This window comes from Serratia ficaria (assembly GCF_900187015.1).
Taxonomy (GTDB): Bacteria; Pseudomonadota; Gammaproteobacteria; order Enterobacterales; family Enterobacteriaceae; genus Serratia; species Serratia ficaria.
Window position 1 is genome coordinate 2,772,376 of sequence record NZ_LT906479.1, and the last position, 22,480, is coordinate 2,794,855.

General features: G+C 60.9%; 22 protein-coding genes. 13 read left to right on the forward strand and 9 right to left on the reverse strand.

Features of this window, described 5'->3' with window-relative positions; all coding sequences use genetic code 11:
* Window positions 1-275: 275 nt before the first annotated feature.
* The gene (ydgH, locus tag CKW09_RS13105; RefSeq protein ID WP_061795173.1) at window positions 276-1,226 is read left to right on the forward strand and encodes a DUF1471 family protein YdgH; all 951 of its coding nucleotides are present in this window, start codon (window positions 276-278) and stop codon (window positions 1,224-1,226) included.
* On the opposite strand, the gene CKW09_RS24560 is transcribed toward ydgH, so the two are convergent.
* On the reverse strand, window positions 1,219-1,419 hold the full coding sequence (locus CKW09_RS24560) for a hypothetical protein (RefSeq protein ID WP_129544293.1): 201 nt from the start codon (window positions 1,417-1,419) through the stop codon (window positions 1,219-1,221). The two genes, ydgH and CKW09_RS24560, sit on opposite strands and share 8 nt — an antisense overlap.
* Window positions 1,420-1,476: 57 nt before the next feature.
* Here CKW09_RS24560 and CKW09_RS13110 point away from each other — a divergent pair, with 57 nt between their 5' ends.
* Window positions 1,477-2,868, forward strand: a complete 1,392-nt coding sequence (locus tag CKW09_RS13110) for an amino acid permease (protein WP_095097710.1) — start codon at window positions 1,477-1,479, stop codon at window positions 2,866-2,868.
* A gap of 29 nt (window positions 2,869-2,897) precedes the next feature.
* On the opposite strand, the gene CKW09_RS13115 is transcribed toward CKW09_RS13110, so the two are convergent.
* Window positions 2,898-3,308, reverse strand: coding sequence for a hypothetical protein (locus CKW09_RS13115; protein WP_095097713.1), 411 nt, complete (start codon window positions 3,306-3,308; stop codon window positions 2,898-2,900).
* 185 nt (window positions 3,309-3,493) lie between these two features.
* Between CKW09_RS13115 and folM the strand changes: the two genes are divergently transcribed.
* The 4 genes from folM (at window position 3,494) to CKW09_RS13135 (ending at window position 7,850) form a co-directional block, all read left to right on the forward strand.
* Window positions 3,494-4,216, forward strand: coding sequence for a dihydromonapterin reductase (folM, locus tag CKW09_RS13120; RefSeq protein ID WP_061795170.1), 723 nt, complete (start codon window positions 3,494-3,496; stop codon window positions 4,214-4,216).
* Between the two features lie 73 nt (window positions 4,217-4,289).
* On the forward strand, window positions 4,290-5,015 hold the full coding sequence (gene rstA / locus CKW09_RS13125; protein ID WP_061795169.1) for a two-component system response regulator RstA: 726 nt from the start codon (window positions 4,290-4,292) through the stop codon (window positions 5,013-5,015).
* The gene (rstB, locus tag CKW09_RS13130) at window positions 5,012-6,316 is read left to right on the forward strand and encodes a two-component system sensor histidine kinase RstB (RefSeq protein WP_061795168.1); all 1,305 of its coding nucleotides are present in this window, start codon (window positions 5,012-5,014) and stop codon (window positions 6,314-6,316) included. Before rstA ends, rstB begins: the two co-directional genes overlap by 4 nt.
* Before the next feature lie 34 nt (window positions 6,317-6,350).
* The gene (locus CKW09_RS13135; protein ID WP_061795167.1) at window positions 6,351-7,850 is read left to right on the forward strand and encodes a carboxypeptidase M32; all 1,500 of its coding nucleotides are present in this window, start codon (window positions 6,351-6,353) and stop codon (window positions 7,848-7,850) included.
* A 170-nt stretch (window positions 7,851-8,020) separates the two neighbouring features.
* Here CKW09_RS13135 and CKW09_RS13140 read toward each other — a convergent pair whose 3' ends face one another.
* Window positions 8,021-8,950: an alpha/beta fold hydrolase gene (locus tag CKW09_RS13140; protein ID WP_061795166.1), complete on the reverse strand. Its 930-nt coding sequence runs from the start codon at window positions 8,948-8,950 to the stop codon at window positions 8,021-8,023.
* Window positions 8,951-9,135: 185 nt separating this feature from the next.
* Here CKW09_RS13140 and asr point away from each other — a divergent pair, with 185 nt between their 5' ends.
* The 3 genes from asr (at window position 9,136) to CKW09_RS13150 (ending at window position 10,554) form a co-directional block, all read left to right on the forward strand.
* Entirely contained in the window at window positions 9,136-9,420 is a 285-nt protein-coding gene (gene asr, locus CKW09_RS13145) for an acid resistance repetitive basic protein Asr (RefSeq protein ID WP_095097716.1), read from the forward strand.
* A gap of 67 nt (window positions 9,421-9,487) precedes the next feature.
* A complete protein-coding gene (gene ydgU / locus CKW09_RS25030; RefSeq protein WP_455431124.1) occupies window positions 9,488-9,595 on the forward strand; it encodes a small membrane protein YdgU in 108 nt (35 codons plus the stop codon).
* 128 nt (window positions 9,596-9,723) lie between these two features.
* Entirely contained in the window at window positions 9,724-10,554 is an 831-nt protein-coding gene (locus CKW09_RS13150) for a trypsin-like serine peptidase (RefSeq protein WP_095097719.1), read from the forward strand.
* 66 nt (window positions 10,555-10,620) lie between these two features.
* On the opposite strand, the gene hrpA is transcribed toward CKW09_RS13150, so the two are convergent.
* Window positions 10,621-14,463: an ATP-dependent RNA helicase HrpA gene (hrpA, locus tag CKW09_RS13155; RefSeq protein WP_408640539.1), complete on the reverse strand. Its 3,843-nt coding sequence runs from the start codon at window positions 14,461-14,463 to the stop codon at window positions 10,621-10,623.
* A gap of 314 nt (window positions 14,464-14,777) precedes the next feature.
* On the opposite strand from hrpA, the gene azoR reads away from it, so the two are divergent.
* Entirely contained in the window at window positions 14,778-15,383 is a 606-nt protein-coding gene (gene azoR, locus CKW09_RS13160; RefSeq protein WP_061795163.1) for an FMN-dependent NADH-azoreductase, read from the forward strand.
* A gap of 118 nt (window positions 15,384-15,501) precedes the next feature.
* Here the strand turns inward: azoR and CKW09_RS13165 are convergent, their stop codons facing one another.
* Genes CKW09_RS13165 through CKW09_RS13175 form a run of 3 tightly spaced genes read right to left on the reverse strand, consistent with a single transcriptional unit; the run spans window position 15,502 to window position 18,640 of the window.
* A complete protein-coding gene (locus CKW09_RS13165) occupies window positions 15,502-15,825 on the reverse strand; it encodes a YdbL family protein (protein ID WP_061795162.1) in 324 nt (107 codons plus the stop codon).
* An 8-nt stretch (window positions 15,826-15,833) separates the two neighbouring features.
* The gene (locus CKW09_RS13170) at window positions 15,834-16,031 is read right to left on the reverse strand and encodes a YnbE family lipoprotein (RefSeq protein WP_061795161.1); all 198 of its coding nucleotides are present in this window, start codon (window positions 16,029-16,031) and stop codon (window positions 15,834-15,836) included.
* Window positions 16,028-18,640, reverse strand: a complete 2,613-nt coding sequence (locus CKW09_RS13175) for a YdbH family protein (RefSeq protein ID WP_061795160.1) — start codon at window positions 18,638-18,640, stop codon at window positions 16,028-16,030. Before CKW09_RS13175 ends, CKW09_RS13170 begins: the two co-directional genes overlap by 4 nt.
* Window positions 18,641-19,106: 466 nt before the next feature.
* On the opposite strand from CKW09_RS13175, the gene CKW09_RS13180 reads away from it, so the two are divergent.
* Window positions 19,107-20,099 (forward strand): 2-hydroxyacid dehydrogenase, encoded by a 993-nt coding sequence (locus tag CKW09_RS13180; protein ID WP_061795159.1) that lies wholly within the window; start codon window positions 19,107-19,109, stop codon window positions 20,097-20,099.
* 48 nt (window positions 20,100-20,147) lie between these two features.
* Complete coding sequence (gene hslJ, locus CKW09_RS13185) at window positions 20,148-20,576, forward strand: heat shock protein HslJ (RefSeq protein ID WP_061795158.1); 429 nt, start codon at window positions 20,148-20,150, stop codon at window positions 20,574-20,576.
* Between the two features lie 39 nt (window positions 20,577-20,615).
* Here hslJ and CKW09_RS13190 read toward each other — a convergent pair whose 3' ends face one another.
* Window positions 20,616-20,876, reverse strand: coding sequence for a putative hemolysin (locus CKW09_RS13190; protein ID WP_061795157.1), 261 nt, complete (start codon window positions 20,874-20,876; stop codon window positions 20,616-20,618).
* Window positions 20,877-21,081: 205 nt separating this feature from the next.
* Here CKW09_RS13190 and CKW09_RS13195 point away from each other — a divergent pair, with 205 nt between their 5' ends.
* The gene (locus tag CKW09_RS13195; RefSeq protein ID WP_095097725.1) at window positions 21,082-21,738 is read left to right on the forward strand and encodes an MgtC/SapB family protein; all 657 of its coding nucleotides are present in this window, start codon (window positions 21,082-21,084) and stop codon (window positions 21,736-21,738) included.
* 160 nt (window positions 21,739-21,898) lie between these two features.
* Here CKW09_RS13195 and ssmE read toward each other — a convergent pair whose 3' ends face one another.
* Window positions 21,899-22,231, reverse strand: coding sequence for a multidrug efflux SMR transporter SsmE (gene ssmE / locus CKW09_RS13200; RefSeq protein WP_061795155.1), 333 nt, complete (start codon window positions 22,229-22,231; stop codon window positions 21,899-21,901).
* Window positions 22,232-22,480 lie beyond the last annotated feature (249 nt).

Sequence of the window (22,480 nt, forward strand, 5' to 3'; positions counted from 1 at the left end):
CGCCCTCGCGGCATTTTCTGCAGCCATGCGGCGAACGGGAATAAAAGTTAGTAAATTGTGAATAATTAACACTAATGACACCAAAGCCTTTATTATTGAAACTTATGGCGTTTGAACCCGGCGGGCGCTGAGCGTTTCCTCAGGCGATTTGTCGTCAGGGATAACATAAAATGCTGAGACAGTTTCCGGGATTACATGTAATAATCGACGGCTGAATTACACTTAAACAGTTCAGCACGTTATAAACGTTAATGCGCTAGGCGAAAGGATTTTTTATGAAGCTGAAGACCACGATCATCGCATCAGCCTTGTTATCACTCACTGCGCTGTCTGCTCATGCGGCGCAAGAGTTAACTCCTGAAAAAGCGGCGGCGCTGAAGCCGTTTGATCGCATCACGATTACCGGCCGCTTTAATGCCATCAATGAAGCCGTCGATGCCGTATCCCGCCGTGCAGACAAACTGGGCGCAGATTCCTTCTACATCCAGGACAGCAATAACAGCAACAACGGCGGCAACTGGCGCGTCACCGCAGACCTTTACCATAAAGATGCGCCGGAAGTGAGCAAAGAGCAAAAATACCGCGTATTTAACGGCGTGAACGAACTGCCAAAAGACCAGGCTTACCTGCTTGAGCCTTACGATACCGTCAGCGTCAGCGGGTTCTACCGCAGCCAGCCGGACATCAACGACGCCATCTCCAAAGAAGCGAAGAAGAAAGGCGCCGCCTCGTTCTTTATCGTGCGTCAGGTTGATGCCAACCAGGGCGGCAACCAGTTCATCACCGCTTACGTCTACAAAGCCGATGCGCCAAAACGCCGCGTGCAGAGCCCAGACGCCATTCCGGCCGACTCCGAAGCCGGTAAGGCCGCGCTGGCCGCCGGCGGCGCCGCCGCCGCTAAAGTGGAAATTCCTGGCGTCGCCTCTTCCGGTTCGCCAAGCCGCGAGGTTGGCCGTTTCTTCGAAACCCAGTCCTCCACCGGCCAACGCTATACCGTCACGCTGCCTAACGGCACCAAGATCCAGGAAGTGAACAACGTGACCGCCGCGCAGATGGTGCCGTTCGATTCTGTGACCTTCACCGGCCACTTCAACAGCATGACCGACGTTTCCAGCGAAGTGGCGAAACGCGCGGCAGAGAAAGGCGCCAAGTACTACCACGTGACCCGTCAGTGGCAGAACAAAAGCGGCGGCAACCTGACCGTCAGCGCCGACCTGTTCAAATAATCGTATTTGCCCCAAAAGGGTTTACCATCGGGCAGCCTTTGAGCTGCCCGTTTTTATTTGCCCCGCCGCGCCCGCCGGTTGAATAGTTTTTTGTAAATACCGCATATTCAATCATTGCATCTGCAATCATCCCTCCGTAGAATTTGCGCCAATTTTTAGGGCTATTGTCTATACGCGCGGTGATTGTCGCCACGTTGTTGCTGCCAAGCAGTTCCCTTCCAGTTGTTTATTCTGTGTTCAGGACCCGTCATTGGAAAAAAAACTAGGTCTTACCGCGTTAACCGCATTGGTGCTGAGCTCGATGCTGGGCGCCGGGGTTTTCAGCCTGCCGCAAAACATGGCGCAGGTGGCCAGCCCCGCCGCGCTGCTGCTGGGCTGGGCGATTACCGGCGTCGGCATTTTGTTTCTGGCCTTCGCCATGCTGCTGCTGACCCGCCTGCGTCCCGATCTGGACGGCGGCATATTCACCTACGCCAAGGAAGGCTTCGGCGAGCTGGTGGGCTTCTGCTCGGCCTGGGGCTATTGGCTGTGCGCGGTGATCGCCAACGTCTCTTATCTGGTGATCGTCTTTGCCGCGCTGAGCATCTTCACCGACCGCGGCGGCCAGGTCATTCTGGGTGACGGCAACACCTGGCAGGCCCTGATCGCCGAATCGCTGCTGCTGTGGGTGGTGCACGCGCTGGTGCTGCGCGGCGTGCAAACCGCCGCCAGCATCAATCTGGCGGCCACGCTGGCCAAGCTGCTGCCGCTCGGGCTGTTCGCCGTGCTGGCGGCCATCGCCTTTAAAATGGAAGTGTTCACCCTCGATTTCCAGGGCATCGCGCTCGGCAAACCGGTGTGGGAGCAGGTGAAAGACACCATGCTGATCACCCTGTGGGTGTTTATCGGCGTAGAGGGCGCGGTGGTGGTTTCGGCCCGCGCGCGCAACAAGAAAGACGTGGGGCGCGCCACCATGCTGGCGGTGCTGTCGGCGCTGGCGGTGTATCTGCTGGTTACGCTGTTGTCATTGGGCGTGGTACCGCGCACCGAGCTGGCCGAGATGCGCAACCCGTCGATGGCGGTGCTGATGGTGGATCTGATCGGCCCCTGGGGCGACGTGATCATCGCCGCCGGCCTGATTATTTCCGTCTGCGGCGCCTACCTGAGCTGGACCATCATGGCGGCCGAAGTGCCGCTATTGGCCGCCCAGCACGGCGCCTTCCCGCGCATGTTCCGCAAACAGAACCGGCATCACGCCCCTTCGGCTTCGCTGTGGCTGACCAATATTGCGGTGCAGCTGGCGCTGGTGCTGATTTGGCTGACCGGCAGCAACTACAATTCGCTGCTGACCATCGCCTCGGAAATGATCCTGGTGCCTTACTTCCTGGTCGGCGCTTTCCTGTTCAAGGTGGCGCTACGCCGCCGGGACAAACGGCTGATCTTCGCCGCCACCGGCGCCTGCCTGTATGGGATTTGGCTGCTGTATGCGTCAGGTTTGATGCACCTGCTGATGTCGGTGCTGCTGTATGCGCCGGGCCTGCTGGTGTTTATCTACGCCCGTCACGGGCATCAGGACATCGCGCTGCTGAACCGACTGGAGAAAGGCAGCATCTTTCTGCTGCTGGCGGCCACGGTGCCGGCCGGATGGTTTATGTTGCAGTAATTGAGAGACGGCCGGGTGGAAACACCCGGTCAGTTTCCGTGCGGGAGAGTGATGGTCATGCGTTCTCCCTCCAGTGCGATCTCCACACCTTCTACACACTCTTTTCGGATCGCCGCCAGCTGTTCCGCATCCAGCGCGTACGGCAGCTGAATGTCGAACACCGCCAATCCCTGCTGCTGCGCCAGGTCGATCAGGCGCACAATATTGGTTTCGTCGCTGACCTGGGTAGACACCACCTGCAGCGCCAACTCCTTCAACTGCTCTTTGCGCGTTTGTGACGTGGTCACCCGTGATTTCAACACCATGCCGAAGATCGGCATCACACCATAAATAGCATCTACAAAGCGCCAGTGCTTTCTGCACGATGCGGACAGAAAATCCATGTAATCGAAACAGATTTTCTCACTGCGCGCGATGGATGCAAGGTGACTGCTGTTCATCCCCTCATTCCTCTCATGGCCAGTGTTAACCCGTGGTATTTCAACCTGCCGATGCCCGGCAACCTGAAATTCATTGGGGATCTTACATCCGGAAATGGATAATCGATGCGAAGCCTTAACGACTTTCCGCCGTATAATGGCATAATTCCCCTATTGTTTGCCAGTCTGTCCAGGAGCTTTAATCGATGGAACATCACAACTCAGCCCCGGTGCTGATCACCGGCGGCGCGCGGCGGATCGGGCTGGCGCTCGCCAGGTCATTTTTGCAGCGCGGCGTGCCGGTGATCATCGCCTACCGCAGCGATTATCCGGCGCTGGCCGAGCTGAAAGGGCTGGGGGCATGTTGCATTCAAGGGGACTTTTCGACCCATGAAGGGATCTACCGCTTTGCCGAACAGGTGCGGCAGACTGCACCCAAGCTGCGCGCGGTGATCCACAACGCCAGCGCCTGGCAGGCGGAATCGCCGGCGGTGCCGCCGGAGCAGGTTATGGCGGCAATGCTGCAAATCCATGTTTACACCCCTTACCTGCTGAATCAGTTGCTTGAGCCCTGCCTGCGGGGCCAGGGCCAGGCCGGCGCCGACATTATCCACCTGACCGATTACGTGGTGGAAAAAGGCAGCGACAAACATATCGCCTACGCCGCCAGCAAGGCGGCGCTGGACAACATGACCCGCTCCTTCGCCCGCAAGCTGGCGCCGGAGGTCAAGGTGAACGCCATCGCGCCGGCGCTGATTATCTTTAATCCCGGCGACGACGAGGCCTACCGCCAGCAGGCGCTGGCGAAATCGCTGATGCAGGTCGCCCCCGGCGAGAGCGAAGTGGTGAATCTGGTGGATTATCTGCTGGAAAGCCGCTACGTCACCGGCCGCACCCATGGCGTAGACGGCGGGCGCCCGCTGCGCTAGAACAGATGTGCGTGGCGTATCCCTTGGCGCCGCGCTATGCTGAATTCCGCTTTTCTCATAAAACCGCTGGCCTATGCATAAAATTGTTTTTGTAGAAGACGACCCAGAGGTCGGCAAGCTGATTGCCGCCTACCTGGGCAAGCACGATATCGACGTGCTGATCGAGCCGCGCGGCGACAGCGCGCAGGCGCGCATCGAACAGGAACAGCCCGATCTGGTGCTGCTGGACATCATGCTGCCCGGCAAGGACGGCATGACGCTGTGCCGCGATCTGCGGCCGACCTTTCCCGGCCCCATCGTGCTGCTCACCTCGCTCGACAGCGATATGAACCATATTCTTTCGCTGGAAATGGGCGCCAACGACTACATTCTGAAAACCACCCCGCCGGCGGTGCTGCTGGCGCGGCTGCGCCTGCATCTTCGCCAGCACAGCCAGCAGCCGAAGGAAGAGTCCTCCCAGCCGCTCACCCAGCACAACGCCTTGCATTTCGGCCTGCTGTGCATCGATCCGGTCAACCGCCAGGTGACGCTGGGAGAAGAAACCGTCACCCTGTCCACCTCCGACTTTGATTTGCTGTGGGAGCTGGCGACCCACGCCGGGCAGATCATGGATCGCGAAGCCCTGCTGCAGAACCTGCGCGGCGTGAGCTACGACGGCCTCGACCGCAGCATCGACGTGGCCATTTCGCGCCTGCGCCGCAAACTGTACGACAGCGCGCTGGAGCCGTTCCGCATCAAAACCGTGCGTAACAAGGGCTATTTGTTCGCCCCTAACGCCTGGGAATCGGTGCAGCAATGAGAAAGCTTTTCGTGCAGTTCTTCCTGCTGCTGTTCGTCTGTTTTCTGGTGATGGCGATGCTGGTCGGCCTGGTGTACAAGGTTACCGCCGAACGCGCCGGCCGCCAGTCGATGGACGACCTGATGAAAAGCTCGCTGTACCTGATGCGCAGCGAACTGCGCGAAATCCCGCTGAAAGACTGGAACAAGACCATCGCCACGCTGGATTTGAATCTGTCGTTCAAGCTGCATATCGAGCCGCTCGGCAAGCAGGATCTGAGCGAGGATCTGAAGAAAAGGCTGCGGCTGGGCGAAATCATCGCGCTCGACGATCAGTACACCTTCATGCAGCGCATCCCGCGCAGCCACTACGTGCTGGTGGTCGGTCCGATCCCTTATCTGTTCTACCTGCACCAGATGCGGCTGCTGGACCTGGCGTTGCTGGTGTTTATCGGCATGTCGCTGGCGCTGCCGGTGTTTCTGTGGATGCGCCCGCACTGGCAGGACTTGCTCAAGCTGGAAAACGCCGCCCAGCGGCTGGGCGCCGGGCACCTTGACGAGCGCACCCATTTCGATCCCACTTCCAGCCTGAGCCGGCTCGGGGTGGCGTTCAACCAAATGGCCGACAACGTCAATACGCTGATCGCCAGCAAGAAACAGCTGATCGACGGCATCGCCCACGAGCTGCGCACCCCGCTGGTGCGCCTGCGCTATCGGCTGGCGATGAGCGATAACCTGGCCGAAAGCGAACAGCAGGCGTTGAACCGCGACATCGGCCAGCTGGAATCGCTGATTGATGAGCTGCTGACCTATGCGCGTCTGGACCGCCCGCAGGTCGCGCTGAACATCGAGCCGCTCGATCTGCCGACCTGGCTGCAGGACAAGGTCGAGGATATGCGCCTGATCCACCCGGAGCGCGAGATCCAGCTCGATATCCCGCACGCCGGCGACTTCGGCGGCGTGGATCTGCGCCTGATGGAGCGAGTGCTGGACAACCTGGTCAACAACGCGCTGCGTTATTCACGGCAACGCCTGCGCGTGGGCCTGTGGTTCGACGGCGACCTGGCCTGCCTGCAGGTGGAAGACGACGGCCCGGGCATTCCGCCGGAAGAGCGCCTGAGAGTGTTCGAGCCGTTCGTGCGCCTCGATCCGAGCCGCGACCGCGCGACCGGCGGCTGCGGCCTGGGGCTGGCGATCGTCCATTCCATCGCCGTGGCCTATCAGGGCCAGGTTTTTGTCGAAGGCAGCCCCCTCGGCGGCGCCGGCTTCCGCTTCTGTTGGCCGCTGAAGCCCACCTTCAATTTAAAAGCGGACCCGGCGTAATCGAGTCCGGATCACTATCCTATGGAGCTGAACAATGACATCTGCACATTCCCCATCCTCCGCCTACGGCGAGCTGCGCGCCCTGTTCACCAGGCTGTCGCGTTTCGGCCACCTCTCCGCCATCGCCGGCTGGGACATGCAAACCATGATGCCGCCGGGCGGCAGCAAGGCGCGTTCGGAAGCGCTGGCCGAGCTCAGCGTACTGCAGCACCAGATCCTGACGGCGGAAAAAACCGGCGCGTTGCTCGATCGCGCGCAGCAGGAACCCCTGGATGAACTCGACCGCGCCAACCTGCGCGAAATGCGCCGCCAGTACGACAACGCGGCGATGGTGCCGGAATCGCTGGTCGAAGCCAAGTCACTGGCCGGCGCCCGCTGCGAACACGCCTGGCGTGCCCAACGCCCGGCCAACGACTGGGATGGCTTCGCCGAGAACCTGCGCGAAGTGGTCAAATTGAGCCGGCAGGAAGCGCAGATCCGCGCCCAGGCCGCCGGCACCAGCCGCTACGACGCCCTGCTCAACCTGTACGAACCGGGCATGCGCAGCAGCGATCTGGAACGCATCTTCGGCGACCTGAAAACCTGGCTGCCGGATCTGCTGCAGCGCGTGGTGGCCAAACAGGCCGGAGAGCCCTGCCTGACGCCGCAGGGGCCGTTCAACCTGGATACCCAGCGCCAGCTGAGCCTAAGCGTCATGAAGCTGCTGGGCTTCAACTTTGACGGCGGCCGGGTCGACGTCAGCGCGCATCCATTCTGCGGCGGCGTGCCGGAAGACGTGCGCATCACCACCCGCTACAACGATAAAGAGTTTCTCACCGCGCTGCTCGGCATCGTCCACGAAACCGGCCATGCGCGCTACGAGCAGAACCTGCCGCGCGATCTGCCTGGCCAGCCGGTGGCGCTGGCGCGTTCGACCGCGATCCACGAGTCGCAGAGCCTGCTGTTCGAAATGCAGCTGGCGCGCGGCGGCGACTTCCTGAAAATCCTGCGTCCGCTGGCCATTGCGCAATTCGGCGAGCAACCGGCGCTGGAAGAACGCAACTTTATCCGCCTCAACCAGCGGGTGAAACCGGGGCTGATCCGCGTAGATGCCGATGAGGTGAGCTACCCGGCGCACGTCATGCTGCGTTATGAAATCGAGAAGGCGCTGATCGAGGGCGACATCGAGGTAGAGGACATTCCGGCGCTGTGGAATGAGAAGATGCAGAGCTACCTGGGTCTGGATACCATCGGCAACTACCGCAACGGTTGCATGCAGGATATCCACTGGACCGACGGCGCCTTCGGCTACTTCCCAACCTACACGCTGGGCGCGATGTACGCCGCGCAGCTGTTCCACAGCGTGCGCCAGGCGCTGCCGTCGCTGAGCGAAGATATCGCCGCGGGCAATCTGCAGCCGCTGTTCCACTGGCTGCAGCACAATATCTGGCGCCACGGCAGCCGTTTCCCGACCGACACGCTGATCGCCAACGCCACCGGCGAAGCGCTTAACCCGCGCTATTTCCGCGAACACCTGGAAAGCCGTTACCTGTAATCCGCTTCAAAGGCGCGGCTTGCCCTGCGCCTTTTTCCCTGCCTGACCCTGCCATGCGTCATGGCCCCGTCTCCCTCTGGCGTTACCCTGGCCGCAGAGTGGCGGTCTTCAGCACCCTATAAGTATGTTGTAACTAAAATGAGTACTGCCGCCGGCGCTGGCCGGCGACTTTATTGCAGGCCGCGCCCGGCGCACGGTTCCGCCGCATGCTCGGCGATCAGCGCAATCAGCCGTGGCCGCAGCTGGGGCGGCAGATCATGCCCCATGCCGGGGATGGTGTGCAGCCTGGCGTTGGCCACCGCCCTGGCGATGGCCACGCCGCCGGCCTTACGCACCAGCCGGTCCGCCTCGCCGTGGATCACCAGCGTCGGGGCGCTAATCTTGCGGCTGTAGCGGCGCAGGTCGCCGCTGCCCAACAGCGCGGACAGCTGCCGCTGCATGCCTTCCGGCTCTACGCCCCGCTTCAGCAGCCGTCGCACCAGCAGGTCCAACTCCGCCTCGTCCAGCGGGTAACTGCGGGTGCCCAGCGCGCGCAGGAAGTCCTTCATCGCTTGCTGCCTTTGCTGCTGCGTCGCTTCGGCCGGCGGGCGGCGCAGCAGCCGCAGCAACAAGGAAGGCGCCGGCGGCGGCAACAGCGGCTGGTTGGTGCTGGAAAACAGAATCGTCAGCGAGCGCACCCGCTGCGGATACTCGGCGGCCAGCACCTGGGCAATCATGCCGCCCATCGAGGCGCCCAGCACGTGCGCCTGGGGAATTTGCAGGTGGTCCAGCAGGCGCACCGCATCCGCCGCCATGTCCGCCAGGGTGTAAGGCACCGCGGTTTGCCACCCCAACTGGGCGCGCAGCATCAGCAACCACAGCGGCATCCGGCGTTGGCCCTGCGTCTTGCCGGATAACCCGACGTCGCGGTTGTCGAAACGGATCACCCGAAAACCTTTGGCCACCAGCGCACGGCAAAAATCGTCCGGCCACAACAGCATTTGGGCGCCGATCCCCATAATCAGCAGCAACGGCGGGTGCGAAACGGCGCCCCAGTCCTCATAGGCGATGGGCACGTCACCCTGTTCGGTGACCCCGCGGCGAATTTCTATCTCATTCATTTAAAATCCCTTTTCACATGCCATGGCGGCCATTATAGCAGCAATGCCGCCGGCCGCCGCCGCCCTGTACATTAGGTTACACGCCGAAACCAATCACTCACGGAAAGCGCGCCGTCATTTGCCTAGTATCTTTCCAACGGCCCCGCAGTGGGGTTGATACCTGAAAGTAATTAGAGGAATCGACGATGAAAAAAGTATTGGCTCTGGTTGTTGCCGCTGCAATGGGTCTGTCTTCCGTGGCCTTCGCGGCTGATGCCGCCACCACCACCTCCGCGCCGGCCGCCGCCGCGACCGCCGCTCCGGCTAAAACCGCTCACGTGAAAAAGCATCACGCGAAGAAAGCCCCGGTGCAAAAAGCTCAGGCGGCTAAAAAGCACCACAAGAAAGCCCCGGCGCAGAAAGCCCAGGCGGCTAAAAAGCATCACAAGAAAGCCAGCCACAAAAAAGCGACCAGCACTCCGGCTGCCTAATCGCAACCTGCAGTGAGGCACCCCCTCACCCGTTCAGGCCAGAGTTGTCCCACACCCGGTTCGCCGGGTGTTTTTTCATCGGGGGTTCCCATCCATGCTGCGTCGCTACCTGTTCGAAATCATTCTGGCCGCCCTGATCCTGTGCGGACTGATCGCCGCCTGCTTTTACCTGTAATCCGCCGCGCATTCCGGTGGGAAATTATTGAAAAATCAATCGACGCCCATCCACACGCCGATTAATTCAGTCTATAGTTAGCATTCAGTGTGTTTATGGATGATCCGTATTCGTCAGGCAAGAGATCTATGCGCATATCCGTTTTACTTTTGCTGTGCTCATTCCCGTTCGCGCTCTCCCTTTCGGCTCGCGCCGACAGCCCATCCGATGACGGCTCGGCCGAACAGATCCGGCTGTTTTTCGGCAAGGATGAACGAATAAAAGTCGCGGAAACCGCCGGCTGGCCATGGCAGGCGATTGGCCAGGTAGAAACCGCCAGCGGCAACCTGTGCACCGCCACGCTGATCTCCCCGCATCTGGCGTTAACCGCCGGCCACTGCGTGCTGGCGCCGCCGGGGCAGCTCGACAAGGCCATCGCGCTGCGTTTTGTCGCCGGCAATAAAAGCTGGAAGTACCAAACCGACAATATCGAAACCCTGGTCGACAGCAAGCTGGGCAAAAAGCTGAAGCCGGACGGCGACGGCTGGATAGTTCCCCCGGCGGCGGCGGCCTATGACTTCGCGCTGATCCGTCTGAAGGATAAAACCCCGTTGCCGATAAAACCCCTGCCGCTGTGGCAAGGCGACGCCAAGGCGCTGACCCAGACGCTGAAACAGGCGAAAAGGCTGATTACCCAGGCGGGATATCCGGAGGATCATCTGGATGACCTCTACAGCCATCAGAACTGCAAGGTCACCGGCTGGGCGCAACAGGGCGTTCTTTCGCACCAGTGCGATACCCTGCCCGGCGACAGCGGTTCGCCGCTGCTGCTGAAAACCGCCGCCGGCTGGAGCCTGATCGCCATCCAAAGCTCGGCGCCGGCCGCCAAAGACCGTTACCGCGCCGACAACCGCGCGCTGGCGGTAACCGGCATTCGCGACGCGCTGGACGCGCTGGACGCGCTGGCCGCCGGCGGGTGATCATGGTGCGGCGGCCACGCGGTTGCCGCGCAGCCCGATCTGCGCCAGCCGTTTGCCGGCCGGCGCTTAGGCGGAAAGCTGCTCGATGGTTTGCAGGATGCGCTTGTCCGAAATCGGATAAGGGGTGCCCAGCTGCTGGGCGAACAGGCTGACGCGCAGCTCTTCAATCATCCAGCGCACCTCTTTCACCTCTTCCTCCTGCTGGCGCTTCGGCGGCAGCTTGTTCAGCCACTGCTGCCAAGCCTGCTGCACCTGCTCCACCCGCAGCATTTGCGCGCGGTCGCGGTGCGGATCGATAGCCAGTTTCTCCAATCGGCGTTCAATCGCCTGCAGGTAACGCAGGGTATCCGGCAGGCGTTTCCAGCCGTTGTTGGTGACGAATCCGCGATAGACCAGCCCGCCGAGCTGGGTTTTCACGTCCGACAGCGCCAGCGCCAGCGACATGTCCACTCGCCCCTTCAGCCGCTTGTTGATGTTGAACACCGCCGTCAGGATCTGTTCGACCTGCCTGGCCACCTCCACCACGGTATCGTTCAATTCGGCGCGTATCTGTTCCTGCAGCCGGGCGAAGCGTTCTTCCTGCCATACCGGCCCGCCGTGTTCGGCAATCAGTTTGTCGATGCCGCAGGATATGCAGTCGTCGATCAGATCCAACACCTTGCCGTAAGGGTTGAAATACAGCCCCAGCTTGGCCTTGTTCGGCAGCTTCTCGTGCAGGTACTTGATTGGCGAGGGGATGTTCAGCAACAGCAGGCGGCGGGTGCCTTGCCACATCGCCTGTTGCTGCTCCCGCTCGCTGTCGAACAGGCGGATCGCCACGCTGTCTTTCTCGTCCACCAGCGCCGGGTAGGCCTTCATCGAGTAGCCGCCGCGTTTCTGCTCGTAGAACGCCGGCAGTTCGCCGAAGCTCCAGATATGCAGGTTGCTTTGCTCCAGCCCGTCGTCCGCCACCGCCGACAGCGTCTCCTGCACTTTGTCCTTCAATTGCAGCCGCAGCGCCGCCAAATCCTTGCCTTCGCGCAGGGTCTGGTGCTTTTCGCCCACCACCCGGAAGGTCATTTTCAGGTGATCGGGCACCTGATCCCACTGCCAGTCATCACGTGACACGGTCACACCAGTCATGCGGCGCAGCTCGCGCTCCAGCGCATCCAGCAGCGGCAGTTCCAGCGCGGTAACCCGGCCGAGGAACGCCTCGGCGTAGTTCGGCGCCGGCACAAAGTTGCGGCGCACCGGCTTCGGCAGCGATTTGATCAGCGCAATCACCAGTTCGCGACGAATGCCGGGAATTTGCCATTCAAAGCCCTGCTCCTCCACCTGATTGAGGATCGGCAGCGGGATGTGCACCGTCACGCCATCGGCGTCGGCGCCCGGTTCAAACTGGTAGCTCAACCGCAGCTTGAGATTGCCCTGATGCCAGAAATTCGGGTAGTCCAGCGCGCTGATTTTGTTGGCGCCGTCCTTAATCAGCATCTCTTTTTCGAAGTTGAGCAGGTCAGGCTGCTGCCTGCCGGCGTTTTTCCACCAGTTGTCGAAATGGCGGCCGGACACCACGTCGTTCGGAATGCGCTGGTCGTAGAAGCTGAACAGGGTTTCGTCGTCGACCAGAATGTCGCGACGGCGCGACTTATGCTCCAGCTCTTCCACTTCGGCGCGCAGCTTGAGGTTTTCCCGGAAGAACGCGTGGCGCGTCTGCCAGTCGCCCTCCACCAGCGCGTGGCGGATAAACAGTTCGCGGCACAGCAGCGGATCGATCGCGCCGTAGTTCACCTGGCGGGCGGCGACGATCGGCAGACCGAACAGCGTCACCTTCTCGCTGGCCATCACCGCGCCCTGCGATTTCGACCAGTGCGGCTCGCTGTAGCTGCGCTTCACCAGGTGCTGGGCCAGCGGTTCTATCCACTCGGGCTCGATGCGCGCGGCAATGCGCCCCCACAGGCGGCTGGTTTCCACCAGCTCGGCCACCATAGTCCATTTTGGCGGCTTCTTGAACAGCCCGGAGCCGGGGAAAATCGAGAAGCGGGCGTTGCGCGCGCCGGTAAACTCCTGCTTGTCGGCATCTTTCTGGCCGATATGCGACAGCAGGCCGGTCAGCAACGCGGTGTGCACGCTGCGGTAGTCGGAAGGCACGCTGTTGACCGGCAGGCCGAGCTCCTTCACCACCTGCCGCAGCTGGGTGTAGATATCCTGCCACTCGCGCACCCGCAGATAGTTGAGGAAATCGTTGCGGCACAGCCGGCGGAACTGGCTGGAGGACAGCGCTTTCTGCTGCTCTTTCAGGTAGTCCCACAGGTTGACGTACGCCAGAAAGTCCGAATCCTTGTCGGCGAAGCGGCGGTGCTTTTCGTCCGACGCCTGCTGCTTGTCCATCGGCCGTTCGCGCGGATCCTGGATCGACAGCGCGGCGGTGATGATCATCACCTCGCGTACGCTGCCGCTCTTCTGCGCCTCCAGCACCATGCGCGCCAGCCGAGGGTCGATCGGCAACTGCGCCAGCTGGCGGCCCTGCGGCGTCAGCTGATAATGGCCGTTGTCGGCGGTCCTGATGGCGCCCAGCTCTTCCAGCAGCCGCACGCCGTCCTGAATGTTGCGCTTGTCCGGCGCCTCCACGAACGGGAAGGCGGCGATGTCGCCCAGGCCGAGCGAGGTCATCTGCAAGATGACCGACGCCAGGTTGGTGCGCAGGATCTCCGGATCGGTAAATTCAGGCCGCGACAGGAAGTCCTGCTCCGAATACAGGCGGATGCAGACGCCCTCGGAAACGCGGCCGCAGCGGCCCTTGCGCTGGTTGGCCGAGGCCTGAGACACCGGCTCGATCGGCAGGCGCTGCACCTTGGTGCGGAAGCTGTAGCGGCTGATGCGCGCGGTGCCGGGGTCAATCACGTATTTGATGCCCGGCACCGTCAGCGAGGTTTCCGCCACGTTGGTCGCCAGCACGATACGCCGGCCGTGGTGCGACTGGAATACCCGGTTCTGCTCGCTGTTCGACAAACGCGCGTACAGCGGCAGCACCTCGGTGTGCGGCAGGTTTAAGCGGTTCAGCGCGTCGGCGGTATCGCGAATTTCGCGCTCGCCGCTCATAAAGATCAGGATATCGCCGGGCCCTTCGCGCCCGAGCTCATCCACCGCGTCGAAAATCGCCTGCAGCTGATCGCGTTCGGTATCGTCGGCGTCGTCGACCACCGGCCGATAACGCACCTCTACCGGGTAGGTGCGGCCGGACACTTCGATGATCGGCGCGTTGTTGAAGTGGCGCGAGAAGCGCTGCGGATCGATGGTGGCCGAGGTGATGATCACCTTCAGGTCCGGGCGTTTCGGCAGCAGCTCGCGCAGATAACCGAGGATGAAGTCGATGTTCAGGCTGCGCTCGTGCGCCTCGTCGATGATCAGCGTGTCGTACTGCATCAGCAGGCGGTCCTGCTGGATCTCCGCCAGCAGGATGCCGTCGGTCATCAGCTTGACCAGGGTGTTGTCGCTTACCTGGTCGTTAAAGCGCACCTTATAGCCGACGCTGCCGCCGAGCGGGGTTTCCAGCTCGTCGGCGATGCGGTTGGCCACGGTGCGCGCCGCCAGACGGCGCGGCTGGGTGTGGCCGATCAGCCCTTTCACGCCGCGCCCCAGCTCCAGGCAAATCTTCGGCAGCTGGGTGGTTTTGCCCGAGCCGGTTTCACCGGCGACGATCACCACCTGGTTTTCGCGAATGGCGTCCAGGATGTCCTGTTTTTTCTGGCTGACCGGCAGGTTTGCCGGGTAGCTGATTTTCGGGCACGCGGCGGCGCGCGCCTGCACTTTTTGCCGCGCCGCCGCGATGTCACTTTCCAGCTCGCCGGCCATCGCGGCCAGAGCATCGGGATTTTTGATTTTTCGTGCGCCCTGCAGGCGGCGCTGCAGGCGTTGTTGATCGCGGAGCATCAGCTCGCCCAGTTGGGCCGGCACTGTCTCGAGCGGAGATTTCACGTTCGGCATTCCTTGTTTCATCGCTGCTGTGACGAGGCTTGGCAACGGTTTAATGGTGTTTTAGCGATTTTTCAGCTTTAGCCGCACAGCCTATCACACGCGGCTTTTTCCCCATAATCCCTCTGCTTGAGAGGCATCATGTCATTCAATAAAATCGAACGAAGAACTCGAAATATTGCGCTATCACTGTTGGAAAAATGTGAATAGCATGTACTCCATGCAAAGGACGCTCCGTCCTGATGTCACTGTCATAACGTAAGGAATTACCGATGAGCAAAGTATTGGTTCTTAAATCCAGCATCCTGGCGACCTATTCTCAGTCTAACCAACTGGCTGATTTCTTCGTTGAACAATGGGGCAACACCCACGGCAACGATACCATTACCGTGCGCGATTTGGCCGCACAGCCAATTCCGGTGCTGGACGGCGAACTGGTCGGCGCCCTGCGCCCTTCGGATGCGCCGCTGACGCCGCGCCAGAAAGAAGCGCTGGCGCTGTCCGACGAACTGATCGCCGAGCTGCAGGCCAATGACGTCATCGTGATGGCGGCGCCGATGTACAACTTCAACATCCCGACCCAGCTGAAAAACTATTTCGACCTGATCGCCCGCGCCGGCGTCACCTTCCGCTACACCGAAAACGGCCCGGAAGGCCTGGTAAAAGGCAAGCGCGCCATCATCCTCACCAGCCGCGGCGGCATCCATAAAGGCACGCCGACCGATCTGGTTGAGCCTTACCTGCGCCTGTTCCTGGGCTTTATCGGCATCACCGACGTCGAATTCGTGTTCGCGGAAGGCATCGCCTACGGTCCGGACGTGGCGACCAAGGCTCAGGAAGACGCCAAAGCGGCGCTGGCTCAGGTGGTTACCGCCTGACGCCCGCGCAGGGGCGCGCCGCCCCTGCTCCGCAGGATCCTCATCCTGTCAAACCTGCACTACCCTCATAATAATCCAATGTCTGTATTACCGTTGCGCGCCTGATGGCGCGCTTTTTTTATTTCTTCAGCCATTGGCCGTTGATGCCGCGCACATATTCGCCGCTTGGCGCCCGCGTCACCAGCTTTTGCCCCGCCATGCGCGCCACTTCGTCGATCGCGATGTGATTGCCGTCCGCCACTTCCTGGTATTTCTCGGCGCGGCCGGCGTTGATGCGCTTTACCAGATCCAGCGTTTCCGCATCCTGCTTCACCGGCGCGATATAGCCGCTGAGGGTTTCGCCCACTCGCCCCTGCTGTTTGGCTTCGTCCAGCGTCAGCGCCATCGCCAACCCGCTGAAAAGCCAACTGGCGCCCATCAGCCACAAATAACGTTTTTTCATGTTGGCTCCTAGAACAGACCGCTTTGGTTCTTCAGCAGATTTTCCACGTCTTTATCCACCTTGATATGAATTTCGTGCTCGATCTTGACGTTCATATTGATGGTGATCGGATCTTTGGGCGTCGCCACCTCGATGCGCGGCACGCAGCCGCTCAGCAAGGAGGCGCTCAGCACCGTCGCCAGCACCGGCGCGCTCATGATTTTCATTGTTGTTCCCCAGGTTGTGAGAGGGCCTGCTCCAGCCACTCCTGTAAATTGTCGCCGAAGCGCAGGCTGCGCCACAACTGAAACACGTTTTCCTGATGGCTGTAGTTCAGGATTACCTCGCGCTTGGCGTTTTTCTGCGGATTAACCCCGTCGATGCGCGCCCGCAGCGTCAGTTCGCCCAGGTTGTCCAGATCGACCCTGGCCTGCGAACGGTTGATTTCCATATAGCGCAGCCAGTCGATGGCCGCGCCGGTGGCCAGGTTATTGCTGCCGATGGCGTCGGCCATGTCCTTGTCCAGCCGCAGCGTCAGGGTGCCGGCGTTGGCGATCCAACCGTCGTGCACCAGCCATTTCGGGTGGTTCAGGTACAGCGGCAATTCGCCGTCGACCCGGCCGGACATGGCGAATTGTTTCGGCTTCAGCGCGGTAAACAGCGCGCTGAGATCCACTTTGTCCAGTTTGAGCACCGCGGCGTCATGCTGCGGCAAGCGCAGCGCCGACAGGCTGATATGCCCGTTCAGGGCATCCACCCCAACGTTGCTCAGCGTCAGCGGCGCCCCCTCATCGTAAGGATAGGTGCCCTGCAGATCGGCGGTGATGTTCTGCATTTCAAACAGGTTGCTGAAGGATTTGATGCGCAGCATGACCGGCCGCCTGGCGCCCAGTTGCCACCGGTGGTTCTTCAACCGGTAGGACATGACAAAATCCAGGCCGCTCATTTCGCCGTCTTTCAGCCACATGCCGCCGTTTTTCACCACCCAGTGGCCGCCGGCTTCAAACCCCTGCACCCGGGCGGCGGAAAACGCCGACTGCGCGTAAAACTCGCCGTCGCGCAGCGTAATGTTCAAATCCGGTGAAATCAGCGGCTGGAATACCTTCAGCGACTGCTTCGGCCACCAGCCTTCGCCGCGCAGGCGCTCGCCGTCCCAGCGGCCGCGCAGCGCGATCGGGCCGATTTGCTCGGCCTGCAGCTTGCCCTGCAGCTGGAAGCTGTCCGGAGCGCTGCCTTTGAGCTGTAACGCCAACACCGGCGCCGGCAGGTGGCCGCCGTCGTTGAAGCTGACCTTGCTCGCCGCCAGCTGCAGTTCGCCGTTGAACGCCGGGGCCTGTTGACCCCGCTGCCAGCGCAGAGGCCGGCTCAGGGTCAGGCGCGGCGCATCGACGGTGACCAGACCGTATTTCAGTTTATCGAAGCCGGTGGAAAGCCTGTCGAGCTCCAGCGCGCTGTCCTGCCAGCGGCCGCTGCCGGCCACGTCCCAGGCGGCCTGCAGCGGCGGCAGCTGGCCATTGCCCCAATAGCGCCACTGCCAGTCGCCGTGATCCGGCCAAAAGTCCTGCGCCTTGCCGTCCAGGTGCAGCTTGAAACGCCCCCAGTAGCTGTCGCTGGCGTTAATGATCGCCTGCAGGCGGCCGGTGATGCCGTTGGCCGTGACCTTCACCCCGGCCAGCGGCAAACGCGCCTCTTCCAGCTTCATCTCCGGCGTGGCGTTGCCCCACAGGCGCAACAACGCCCCCGGCTGCAGCACCAGCGTTGGGTTCAGCATGCTGCCGCCGAGAATGCCGGGGATCGAAGCGGTCAGGGAGAAGTCGGCCAGGTTGGCCTGCCCGGTCAGTTGAAAACGCAAATCGCTGTCGGTCAGCCCGATCTTGCCCGGCCCCAGCGTCAACACGGCGTTGCCCTTGCCGTTGTGGCCGGCGGTGATCACATTGAGGCGAGCGCTGACCTGGGTTTCATCGAAGCCTTTGCTCCAGTCGTGCAGCGCGATGCTCAGGCCGCCGGTCAGCGGTTGCTGGCTGTACGGCCAGCGCCACTCGCCCTGCCGGATGCTGACCTGCTGCGGGGTGACTTCCCACGGCAGCGTGGCCAGCGGCCGTTCGTCGCCCTTTTCGGTCAACGTCAACACGCCTTGCCGATGGTGCCAGCGCATATCCAGCAACAGCGGTTTTTCCAGGTAACCGGTCTGCATTTCGCCCTGCAGCGCGCCCTGTTCCGGTACGCTGGCCATATCCAACGGCATGGCGACCTTGCCGGTCAGGCGCAGCGGCCGTTCGCCGTTCGGCGGCGTGACGGTCAGGCGGTTTAACCTCAGCTGCTGCTGCGGATCCAGCAGCGCTTCCGCGCTGAGATGGCGGCCCTGATAATGCAGGCGCTGCCCTTCGGCATCAGCGCTCAGCTGCAGTTGGCCGGCGTAGCGCTGCCAGGGGATCACAGTGAGTTGATTGATGGTGAGATCCAGCGGCGGAAGCCGCTTTTGCAACCGATCGAGCGCCAACGGCGGGCTGTCGGCGGCCGCGGCCGGCAGTTTGGATAAACAGGCGGTATCGACGCTGGCCCGTTCGCTGAGCAACTGCCAGCGCCCCTGGCGGTAGGCCAACCGGGTTGGCCCGAGATTGGCCAGCAGGCAGTCTTGCGCCTTGAATCGGGCGCCGTCCAGCTGCAGCCCGCCCTGTCGCCAGTGCAGATTGCCCTGCAGCGTCAGCTGGCTGCCCTGCGGCAACCAGTGCGCTAACAGGCTCGGCAGCCAGCGCGGCAGGGTTTGCCACAGCGCCAGCAGCAGGATCACGCAACCCGCCACCATCCCTATGAATATTTTCAATCGCTTAGTCATTAAATGATTGTTTCAGTCCTGAGTGAGGCAACAGGGTAAGTCTATGCCTGAATTAGCAATAATGATGGCACGAATTTGACACCGGGTGAAGCCGGGAGCGGCGCTAAACGCCGCCCGCGGGGGTTTTGCCCCCCTGCGCGACGGGTTCTGTAGGTTTTAGTTACATATTCGTCACATAAAGGGGGGTGCTTTCAGACTTTTGTTATTGTTGTTGCACTTGAGGATTAATAGGCTGGCAACCATTCCAATAAAAGTAAGCTGTTAGCTAACTGTGTATTAGAGAAGCCATTCCCCACACCCCCGTGGGGATTTTTTTGTCGCCATCGCCCGCCGCCGCGCCCCTCTTGATAACCGCCGCTCAAGCGCAGAAAATGCCTTGATGCCAGCCCATTTCAAAATGCTAACCAATTGTAGAATTTACTAAAATCTGTTAAATTGATCACAAAATCACGGTGGAGAAACCACGATGAAATTGGCGATATACAGTACTAAACAGTATGACCGTAAATATCTCGAACTGGTGAATCAGCAGTTTGGCTTTGAGCTGGAGTTTTTCGATTTCATGCTCAGCAAGAAAACCGCCAAAACCGCCGCCGGATGCAAGGCGGTGTGTATTTTCGTCAACGACGACGGCAGCCGTGAAGTGCTCGAAGAACTGGCGGCGTTAGGGGTGGAGATCCTCGCCCTGCGCTGCGCCGGCTTCAACAACGTGGACCTGGACGCCGCCAGGCGTCTGGGCATCAAGGTGGTGCGCGTGCCGGCCTATTCCCCGGAAGCGGTGGCCGAACACGCGGTTGGCATGATGATGTGCCTGAACCGCCGCATTCACCGCGCCTATCAGCGCACCCGCGACGCCAACTTCTCGCTGGAAGGGCTGATCGGCTTCAACATGCACAACCGCACCGCCGGGGTGATCGGCACCGGCAAAATCGGCGTGGCGACCATGCGCATCCTGAAAGGCTTCGGCATGCGGCTGCTGGCTTACGATCCTTTCCCAAGCGAACAGGCGCTGGCGCTGGGCGCGGAATATGTCGATCTGAAAACGCTGTACGCGCAGTCTGACGTCATCACCCTGCACTGCCCGCTGACGCCGGAAAACCACCACCTGCTGAATGCCGACGCCTTCGCGATGATGAAAGACGGCGTGATGGTGATCAACACCAGCCGCGGCGCGCTGATCGACTCCACCGCCGCCATCGACGCGCTGAAACAGCAGAAAATCGGCGCGCTGGGCATGGACGTTTACGAAAATGAGCGCGATCTGTTCTTCGAAGACAAATCGAACGACGTGATCCAGGATGACGTGTTCCGTCGCCTGTCGGCCTGCCACAACGTGCTGTTTACCGGCCACCAGGCCTTCCTGACCGAAGAAGCGCTGACCAGCATCTCGCAGACCACGCTGCAGAACATCGGCCAGCTGGAGCGCGGCGAAAACTGCCCTAACCAGTTGAATGCCTGACCACTCCGCCGGGCGCACGGCGGCGCCCGCACTCGAGGAGCGATAACGATGAAAAAATGGGCGTTGGTGGCCCTGGCGGCAGCGGTATTGGCGGGGTGCGGCATGAACCGGCCGCAGGAGCGCATCCAGGCAAGCGACCTGCTGCATCACAATTTTGTGCTGTCCAGCGTCGACGGCGTGGCGGTCGCGGCCCGGTCGGGCAACCCGCCCAACCTGGAATTCGGCGAAAAGATGCATGTCTCCGGCGCCATGTGCAGCCGCTTCTTCGGCCAGGGCCAGCTGGCGGACGGGGTGCTGACGGTGAAAAACCTGGCCACCACCCGCATGACGTGTGCCGATGCGCAGCGCAATCGGTGGGACCGAACGATCCGCGCGCTGCTGCAAAACGGCGCAAAAGTCACCCTCAGCGCGCAGCGGTTAACGCTGAGCGACGGCGACCATACCCTGGTATATACCCTGAGAGACTGGGTGCAGTGATCCTTGTTCACCAGACCGCGCAAGGTCCGGTGACTGCCGTTATCCGGCGTTGGCGCAGGCCCCCTGGCCCAGCGTCCGCTCTTCGCACTGCATGCCGTTCGGCATCTGGCACATGCGCAGCGCTTCGCCGTTCAGATTGTGCGCAATGGTGGTGACGCCCCCCACGCCCGCGCAGTTGGCGCTGGTTTGCAGGGTATTGATCCTGGCGCTGTTGCCCTGTTGTACCGGTTCGTCATTATTACTGCTGCAGGCGGCCAAGAACAGCACGGCGCTGGCCAGCAACCATTTTGATGTTGTCATTATTCCACTCCTGAACCCGAAACTGCGCTGTGTAAAATCGCCATTGCCGATAACGCGCGTCACTAATGCGGACACGTTTTGTTATCTTTGATGCAAACTCGTTTAATCTAGCTTGATATATAAATAATGAAAATATATTCCAGCAATTATTTGCCGTTTTTTTGAACGCCACGGACATTTATTTTCGTTAAAGGATATTTGTACCATGATTACAGACCTTTTGTTACGTATCGCCCTCGCCGGCGCGCTGGGCGGCCTGATTGGCCTGGAGCGCCAGCTGCGCGCCAAAGAGGCCGGTTTGCGCACCCATATTCTGGTGGGCATCGGCAGCGCAATGTTTATGATCGTGTCGAAGTACGGCTTTGACGACCTGCTCAGCCTGTCGCACGTGGAACTGGACCCGAGCCGCGTCGCCGCCCAGGTGGTCAGCGGCATGGGGTTCCTCGGCGCGGGCACCATCATGATACAAAAGCAGGTGGTGAAAGGGCTGACCACCGCCGCCGGGCTGTGGGTGACGGCGGCGATCGGCTTGGTGATCGGCAGTGGGCTGTATCAGATCGGCATCTACGGCACGCTGATGACCCTGGTGGTGCTGGAGGTGTTCCGTCAGCTCAGCAATCGGCTGATCGGCCATCACCATTATTTGCTGATGCGCCTGACGCCGCACAGCGTGCCGGCGGTGCTGCTGGAGCTGCAAAAGCTGCGCATCCGCCCGGCGCACCTGGCGGTAACCCAGCGCGAAGGCGACGCCGAGCTTTGTGAGCTGTCGCTGGAGGTGACGCTGTCACCCAAGCGACAAATCGCCGATATTTATCAGCGGGTGATGGCGGTGCCGGGGGTTAATTCACTTGACGTGCGCTAGCCCGCCGCTGCGCATTTTTTGCTACCGGCCAGCGCGTTATTTACGGCTATGCTGCTGTCGCTAACTTATTAGCATTCCACTATTTTCAGTGAATGATGACTGAATTCTTCAACCGGCGCGGCATTATGTCACGCCGGATTTTTTCACCAATAAATAACGCTCAATGCACCGAGGCTTTCGACAGCAAATTAATCACCAGCACCCCGGCGATAATTAAACCCATGCCAATCACCGCCGGCCAATCCAGTTTCTGTTGGTAAACGAATACGGCGGCGATCGAAACCAACACGATGCCCATCCCTGACCAGATGGCGTAAACGATGCCCAGCGGCAGGGTCTTGACCACCATCGACAACCCCCAGAAAGCCACGCCGTAGCCGGCTACCACCAGTAACGACGGCCACAGGCGGGTAAAGCCTTCCGAGGCTTTCAGCATGGTGGTGGCGATCACTTCCGCGACGATCGCCATCGTCAAATACATAAATGCGCTCATGCTTCTTCTTCTCTATCTTCATCGGTTCGCCAGTATGGCGTGCAGGAAATAAATTGTCGTTAAACAATCATGACAATTCCCTGTTTTATCGCAATGTTGCTGCAGGAAATATTCCCTTACTCCGCCGAGTGCCGATTTATCCGCCGCCACACAATCGCGATAAAGAGCGGTTATCGCGCTCTGCTAGACTTTATTAATTACTGCGGGGGGCGACTTCCGCAGCTTTTCGAGCAATGAAAGGTAAAGTCG

Excerpts from the sequence above, each read along its gene's own strand:
- CKW09_RS13195 (WP_095097725.1), top strand. The coding sequence starts at position 21,082 with ATGATTACAGACCTTTTGTTACGTATCGCCCTCGCCGGCGCGCTGGGC.
- hrpA (WP_408640539.1), bottom strand. The coding sequence starts at position 14,463 with ATGCTCCGCGATCAACAACGCCTGCAGCGCCGCCTGCAGGGCGCACGA.
- CKW09_RS13150 (WP_095097719.1), top strand. The coding sequence starts at position 9,724 with ATGCGCATATCCGTTTTACTTTTGCTGTGCTCATTCCCGTTCGCGCTC.
- CKW09_RS13140 (WP_061795166.1), bottom strand. The coding sequence starts at position 8,950 with ATGAATGAGATAGAAATTCGCCGCGGGGTCACCGAACAGGGTGACGTG.
- folM (WP_061795170.1), top strand. The coding sequence starts at position 3,494 with ATGGAACATCACAACTCAGCCCCGGTGCTGATCACCGGCGGCGCGCGG.
- asr (WP_095097716.1), top strand. The coding sequence starts at position 9,136 with ATGAAAAAAGTATTGGCTCTGGTTGTTGCCGCTGCAATGGGTCTGTCT.
- ssmE (WP_061795155.1), bottom strand. The coding sequence starts at position 22,231 with ATGAGCGCATTTATGTATTTGACGATGGCGATCGTCGCGGAAGTGATC.
- CKW09_RS13170 (WP_061795161.1), bottom strand. The coding sequence starts at position 16,031 with ATGAAAATCATGAGCGCGCCGGTGCTGGCGACGGTGCTGAGCGCCTCC.
- CKW09_RS13135 (WP_061795167.1), top strand. The coding sequence starts at position 6,351 with ATGACATCTGCACATTCCCCATCCTCCGCCTACGGCGAGCTGCGCGCC.
- CKW09_RS13190 (WP_061795157.1), bottom strand. The coding sequence starts at position 20,876 with ATGACAACATCAAAATGGTTGCTGGCCAGCGCCGTGCTGTTCTTGGCC.
- CKW09_RS13165 (WP_061795162.1), bottom strand. The coding sequence starts at position 15,825 with ATGAAAAAACGTTATTTGTGGCTGATGGGCGCCAGTTGGCTTTTCAGC.
- azoR (WP_061795163.1), top strand. The coding sequence starts at position 14,778 with ATGAGCAAAGTATTGGTTCTTAAATCCAGCATCCTGGCGACCTATTCT.
- ydgH (WP_061795173.1), top strand. The coding sequence starts at position 276 with ATGAAGCTGAAGACCACGATCATCGCATCAGCCTTGTTATCACTCACT.
- CKW09_RS13175 (WP_061795160.1), bottom strand. The coding sequence starts at position 18,640 with ATGACTAAGCGATTGAAAATATTCATAGGGATGGTGGCGGGTTGCGTG.
- rstB (WP_061795168.1), top strand. The coding sequence starts at position 5,012 with ATGAGAAAGCTTTTCGTGCAGTTCTTCCTGCTGCTGTTCGTCTGTTTT.
- rstA (WP_061795169.1), top strand. The coding sequence starts at position 4,290 with ATGCATAAAATTGTTTTTGTAGAAGACGACCCAGAGGTCGGCAAGCTG.
- hslJ (WP_061795158.1), top strand. The coding sequence starts at position 20,148 with ATGAAAAAATGGGCGTTGGTGGCCCTGGCGGCAGCGGTATTGGCGGGG.
- CKW09_RS13115 (WP_095097713.1), bottom strand. The coding sequence starts at position 3,308 with ATGAACAGCAGTCACCTTGCATCCATCGCGCGCAGTGAGAAAATCTGT.
- CKW09_RS13180 (WP_061795159.1), top strand. The coding sequence starts at position 19,107 with ATGAAATTGGCGATATACAGTACTAAACAGTATGACCGTAAATATCTC.